The organism is Chitinophaga sp. 10T418, assembly GCF_056394125.1.
Genome location: NZ_JBFTHG010000009.1, coordinates 349286 through 355788 on the forward strand (window position 1 = coordinate 349286; position 6503 = coordinate 355788).

Below are 6503 nucleotides of genomic sequence, written 5' to 3' on the forward strand. Positions count from 1 at the left end.
GAATTAGAGAAGATGGTTACAAGGATGCAAAAGATGCTTTTATTTGAATCGTCTTGAGGATATCGCCAGCGAATTATATTGTGGTGGGAGAATAAAGCTTATATATCTGATTTTCAAGTTTTGAACTTATTCGCCTTTCAATTGCTTTCAATACTTCTGCATATGGTATTGTAAAAGCCATGTATTAAAAGCTTAACTCTAATTATATAGATCAAGATAAATTTGAAGAAAGTATGAATTTAGCGCGCGACAAGCAAAAGTATCTCTATGGACTTATTAAAAACTTGAATTTCTGGTTATTTCTAAAAAAAGACCTAGTTTAAGAAAGATTCAGATTATCTGGACATATTTTAATAGAATTACCTATAACATTGCATTATGAAGTTCAATAAATTCACTATCAGATCATATAAAGGGATTAGCGCGAAAATAGAAATTGACTTCCGAAAATCCTCACTAATACCTATTATAGGTATTAATGAAAGTGGAAAAACTACGATTCTCCGTGCTATACAAGCTTTTGATTCTTTTAATGATGAAGATAACAATAAGGAGCACCTTGAAGACACGGGTAATTTATATTCCACATTAGATAATGATGTTATAATTGAAGCAGATGTACATTTAGATTTTGATGATTTTGATGATGTCTTTATTAGCGTTAAAGATGAATTGGATAATAGGTTGAAAAATGTGCAAACTCCTGAAGATAAACTCAAAGCCTCCGAAATGCTGCGAAAGCTGGCTGACTACAAAGAGAAAATGGAACCATTTTTCACTGAAAATGGCGCGGAAAGTGTTTGGGAATGCAGTATTGGGCGTAACCTATCCACGAAGGAATATTTCTTTGTTAATACACCATTGTTAGACGATATCAATTTAAATCATCTTGTTATTGGAGAATTTATTAGATATTTACCTTATATACTGTATTTCGACGATTTCAGAGATAGAATAGATGATAAATTGGAGATTGTGGACAAAGATGGTTCTCCATGGCTACCTATAATTAATCGACTGTTTGTTCAGACAAACGAAAATTACTCACTATATGAACTACCCTCAAAAGCAGAAGGAACAAGAAGGAGTATTATATCGGAAGTAGAAGAAAAACTTAATGAAGAATTAGTTAAAGAATGGGCACATTTTAGCTTGCTACGTTCAGAACCTTTGACGTTAAAAATAAACTACCTCGCCGTTTCCAATAAGCACTACATTGAATTCTTAATTATTGAAAAAGTCGTAGTAAACGGTAAAGCAAGGGATAGATTTTTCAAACTTAAGGACAGGAGTAAAGGTTTTTATTGGTATTTCAACTTTATTATGAAGTTAGTATTCAATCCCAAAGTACGAAATCCGGATGATAATGATACTATCTATTTATTAGATGAGCCAGGATCTTATCTTCATGCTACAGCCCAAGTAAGATTAACAGAACGGTTAAAGGAATTATCAAAGCGGAATAAGGTTATTTATTGTACGCATTCTCCATATCTGCTCAATCCTAAAATAATATCAATAAACCATGTTAAAGTAGCCGAGAAAGACAAAAATGGACAAATTGAGCTAAAGTCGATTTTCGAAACTAAAAGTAAGCTATCAAAGCAAAATTCCGCATTTCAACCAATACTAGATGCGCTAGAAATAAAGCCATACCTATTAAATTATGATTTGGATAATATCGTATTGCTTGAGGGCATTTATGATTACTTATCGTTTGATATGTTTAAAGGACAAGAGGAGCTTAACTTCTTTCCTTGTGTTAATGCTGAATCCATTATCCATCATATCTCTTATATGCTTTTTATGAAAAAGAAATTTGTAGCTATCTGGGATAACGATGTAGAAGGAAGATCTCAATATCAAAAGGCGCAAGTCCATTTTGATATGTTAGGGCAAAAACATTTAATGTTACTCCCTAATTTAGATAACAGGAAGAAGATAATTATACAGGATCTGTTCGATGGTAATGAAGTGATGGAATACAAAAAAAAGAATGATCTGAATAAAAGTATAAGTTTCGAGAAATTCGTAATGCATTTATACTATAATGAAAAAAAGACAGTTATGTTGCCTGAAATCTTCGTGAACACAAAAGAACATTTTCGGGGCATTATAAATGATATTCTAAAAAAAATAAAATGAGCTCGATTAAAAGAGCTTGTAAATATACTGATTAATGGAATCAACGTGTAATTTATGGACGGCGGTACGCAGTCTACCTTTAATGTATATACGCCAGAGTACGAGGATACAGCTGTATCATTTTCACCGCGCACACGCCATTGGTAAAAGTGTCATAAAATGTCATTATCGGAAAATTCTCCTGCTATGAACTTACTGCTGCAGGCTGTAATTTCCTGATGTCTCTTTTATTAAGTGATAACCATCTGCGAGTTGTAGTTCCCAACCTTTGCCAGTCACTTTCCTGTCGGTAATTTTATCAGGGAGGCCAAGACTGATCTTATTCCAGGAGGAGCTAACCAATGAGCCTTGGGTGACGGTTAAGATGCCCCATTTATCAGACACCCTGATATTGGTATATACGGTTCCATATTCTTCCAGCGGAATAATATTCCTGGGGTCAAAGGAAATGCTCATCTGCTCAAAACGTAGCTCCGTGTGAGGTTGCGTTACAAATTCCTGTTTATAGGCAGCTAACTGCTGCCCGATCCTTTCTTCTCTTTTAGTTTCAGCTGCTATAATTGCAACTCCGTTATATTGCGCCTCCCTGGCAGCAATAATTGTTTTGATATCTTCAGGCAAAGAGAGGTTGAAGGCTTTGATAAAATAAGTAGCAAGGTTAGTGTTGTTCTTAATTTGACTGTTCCATCCTGGTTGTATCTGGTATAGAAGATAGCCATATATCGGGATAGTCTGATATGCAAAGGATCTCACAAAAGTGGGGTTCTGCAGGAACTCATTAACTGATTTATCAAAGTGTAGTATCATCTGTTCTTTACTTCTGCCACTCATTACTGCACCAGTGTATTCTGCAAGACCTTCATTCAGCTCTAATGCATTTTCAAGGGTATCTGCACCAGGATAACATAAGTAACGATATCTCCTGAAAGTAAATGCATCTGTTAAATAATTTTTTCTGCTGGAAATATCAGGAGCACGTAATGCTTGTAACATGGCTTCCAGCTCCAATCTAAGGTAAACCCTACCATCCTTTTTATCAAGATGATTATTTGCAGGATTGGCTGCCACAAAAGAAAGGCTTGACTGGGTTTTGTGAAACAATTCGTGTGTTAATAGATTGAGCCTGTCTTCCTTGTTTTCAGGTAAGGGTAAGATAATCATCGCCCAGGTTTTTCCCTGCCAATAGATCGCAGTATTAGCTATGTTTATTTTTTCTGGTAAGATGCCGGTATAAATACTTCCGTTTTTTTGTAATGAGCCGATGCTGTCAGGCTCATTGGCATAGACCTGTCGGGTCTCCTGGTTCACCAGCAACATCGGGCCATATATGTTTCTGTTCCATAGCGATGTATGATTTATAGTAGCGATCGTCGCTTCATTAAAATACATCTGTATATGCCTGGCTGAAGTGTCCGGATGTTGGCCATTAGCAATGATAACGGTACAATAAAAGCTCAAAAAGACTAAATAGAATACCTTCATGGGTTAAGTTTAATCAGGGTTCTATAAAAATAGTGGAAGTTGGATACTTATCGGATGCTCTTAGCAGAGAATCCAATTATATTTCCTCTCTTTTTATCGTGTGACACTAAAAAGTAGCTAAACGGAGCTGGTTATTTATATGCTCCCATTTTGCTATATTTATACATACATCTAACCCCCGTGTATGAAAAAAATATTTGTTCTAATCCTATTGTTGCCAACAACATTGTATGCCCAACAGGAAACGGTAGACTTATCCATGATGCAAAAGATCCGTACGGAAGGACTCGAACACTCACAGGTAGCAGGCATTGCGTACCAGCTAACAGATGTAGCGGGTCCGAGGCTCACGAATTCTCCAGGTTACAGAAGGGCCGGTAAATGGGCCGTACAAACCCTGCAGCAATGGGGGGTAAAGAATGCTACACTGGAACCATGGGGCCAGTTTGGTAAAGGCTGGAGTACTGCACATGCTTATGTGGCTTTAAAAACGCCTTACTATCAGCCAATGATCGCCTATCCCAAAGCCTGGAGCAGTAGTACCAAGGGACTGGTAACAGGTAAAGTTATTTTACTGGACAGTCTTTCCATTGCTGCTATTGATCAACTGGGAGCCGCGGTGAAAGGAAAGATCATTATAGAAAATACAAATGATACTTTGCTGCGGCCTGTTCATGCACTTTACCGGTATCCGGATAGCCTGCTGAATAATTTGCCGGATAAATATATGATTGGGAGCCGCGAAGAAGTAGTACACTACCTGGAAATAGTCAGGCAACAGGCAGCTGTAAAAAAATACCTCGCAACAAAAGGTGCACTGGCTTTGATAACGATGTCCCCTAATGGAAGAGACGGTACGCTGGAAGTAAGTGGCAGGAGTGGCTATGTAAAAGGGTATGAGCTGCCTTTACCTGAAGTGGCAGTATCCAGGGAAGATTATCTCCGCTTCCGACGTTTACTTCGTTCATCCGTACCTGTGAGCCTGGAAATGGATATCCGCAATCAATGGTATACCGATGATCTCAGGGGCTATAATGTGGTAGCAGATATCCCCGGAACAGATCCGGTGCTGAAAAACGAAGTAGTCATTATCGGTGCACACCTGGATTCCTGGCATAGTGGCACAGGTGCTACAGATAACGGCGCAGGCTGCGCGGTAATGATGGAAGCCATCCGTATATTGCAATCATTGGGTGTACAACCCAGACGCAGCATACGTATTGCACTATGGGGAGGAGAAGAACAAGGGGTACTGGGCTCTTTTAATTATGTAAAAAATCATTATGGTAATCCTGCTGATATGAAGTTGTCACCGGAGCAGCAGCAGGTTTCTGCTTATTTTAATCTTGATAACGGCACAGGAAAAATCAGGGGAATCTATCTACAGAATAATGATGCTGTCGGTCCTGTTTTCCGTAGCTGGCTACAACCTTTTGCCGACCTCGGCGCCACCGGTATCACCAGAAGCAACACTGGCAGTACAGATCATTTATCCTTCGAGGCAGTAGGTATACCGGGTTTTCAGTTCATTCAGGACCCATTGGAATATGAAACCAGGACACATCATACCAATATGGATACTTATGATCACCTGGCTATGCAGGACCTTCAGCAGTCTGCCGTTATCGTAGCCGCTTTTATCTATAATGCTGCTATGCGTAATGATAAGCTGCCGCGCAAACCATTACCGCAGCCAGGCAGATTTTTATTTGACCTCGATTATCCGCTGTAAACGTTTGCMGGAACTAGGCTAGTTACCTTATTTCCAGTACGTTGACATTGCCTATTCTATGCTTAGCACCTGCTTTGTACCTATAGAAGCAGTGCAGTAGAGGTGGACTTGATGCGGGGATGACGTTCGGATGTATAACCCGGGTGCAATTGCATCAGAAGAAGGACGGTGGTCGGAACTGGCCATGGTAGTGCTGCTTCAGCGCCGGGCTATAGTTGGGGAAAGAAATATACTATTGAAACGAAGCAGGTATAAAGGGGTTATTGATCAAAATATCTCCGGGGGCAAGATCGCTTTATTCCAGTTGAATGACAGTTGGATATGCGTATGTATAGGTAAGGTCGGGAAGCAATATTTTCCGCTTGGGATAAGCACGTTTATGCGCATATTTAGGGACTTGTGGCGCTGCCACCGCAATAATATCGGCGGCCATGTATTGTCTGCTGCGTGATGGGCCATCTTTGTACATCGCTCTTACCTGGAAAACTACTACCAGTGAACCCTTTCCGGGTACATCGAGTGAAACATTTGTTTCCTGGAAAGTGGTATCCGGATCTATCATTAGCGTAACCGTTTCGCTACCGGTCACCTGGCGTGATATAAAATCAATACGCGTAGCGATCACTTTTACTTCCAGCGCAGTAATACCCTTATGCCCGGCGATGGTTTGTGCGGGAATATTTAATATTCCATTACTCAAAAGCCGGGGAGCTACCGGAAAAAAACGATCTACCCCGGTATGCTGATTGAAGCGGAAGCCTGTGATGGCTTCGTGATGATCGCCGGCAGCAATGAGTACCCTGTTCAGCCGATTGATGTGGCCGCCATCGCAATGGATATCCAGGTGGGGGTAGAAGGCCTTACGGATAAAAGCGCCTTTCCTGCTGGCGATGCCAAAGCGCCGGGATGCGCGGCGGGTAGCAGCCGTTTGCTGCACGCTTTGGGGCATGGAGCGCAGGAAGTAGTTGCCATTGCGCTTGTACCCTATGAGATTGCCGAGTTTTCCCGTAAAGGGAAGGACAGACATTTGTTTTGCCATGGGAGATTATTTTGATTACTATAAATATAACATAATCCGGGGAACCGGTTTGCGGGGTAAAATGAAGATTATCTAAAGCGAGTGTATGGCGTATTGTATAATATT

The 6503-nt window shown here is 40.2% G+C and carries 4 protein-coding genes; 2 read left to right on the forward strand and 2 right to left on the reverse strand.

What is annotated here, in order from left to right:
- Nucleotides 1-378: 378 nt before the first annotated feature.
- Nucleotides 379-2145: an AAA family ATPase gene (locus AC1DCV_RS25425; protein ID WP_477025804.1), complete on the forward strand. Its 1767-nt coding sequence runs from the start codon at nucleotides 379-381 to the stop codon at nucleotides 2143-2145.
- Between the two features lie 192 nt (nucleotides 2146-2337).
- On the opposite strand, the gene AC1DCV_RS25430 is transcribed toward AC1DCV_RS25425, so the two are convergent.
- A complete protein-coding gene (locus tag AC1DCV_RS25430) occupies nucleotides 2338-3627 on the reverse strand; it encodes a hypothetical protein (protein ID WP_477025805.1) in 1290 nt (429 codons plus the stop codon).
- A 184-nt stretch (nucleotides 3628-3811) separates the two neighbouring features.
- On the opposite strand from AC1DCV_RS25430, the gene AC1DCV_RS25435 reads away from it, so the two are divergent.
- Nucleotides 3812-5359: a M20/M25/M40 family metallo-hydrolase gene (locus AC1DCV_RS25435; protein WP_477025806.1), complete on the forward strand. Its 1548-nt coding sequence runs from the start codon at nucleotides 3812-3814 to the stop codon at nucleotides 5357-5359.
- Nucleotides 5360-5654: 295 nt separating this feature from the next.
- Here the strand turns inward: AC1DCV_RS25435 and AC1DCV_RS25440 are convergent, their stop codons facing one another.
- Entirely contained in the window at nucleotides 5655-6398 is a 744-nt protein-coding gene (locus AC1DCV_RS25440) for a hypothetical protein (protein ID WP_477025807.1), read from the reverse strand.
- Nucleotides 6399-6503: the final 105 nt, after the last annotated feature.

Bases quoted from the DNA above. Each gene is read 5' to 3' on its own strand.
- AC1DCV_RS25425 (WP_477025804.1), top strand. From the start codon at position 379: ATGAAGTTCAATAAATTCACTATCAGATCATATAAAGGGATTAGCGCG.
- AC1DCV_RS25430 (WP_477025805.1), bottom strand. From the start codon at position 3,627: ATGAAGGTATTCTATTTAGTCTTTTTGAGCTTTTATTGTACCGTTATC.
- AC1DCV_RS25435 (WP_477025806.1), top strand. From the start codon at position 3,812: ATGAAAAAAATATTTGTTCTAATCCTATTGTTGCCAACAACATTGTAT.
- AC1DCV_RS25440 (WP_477025807.1), bottom strand. From the start codon at position 6,398: ATGGCAAAACAAATGTCTGTCCTTCCCTTTACGGGAAAACTCGGCAAT.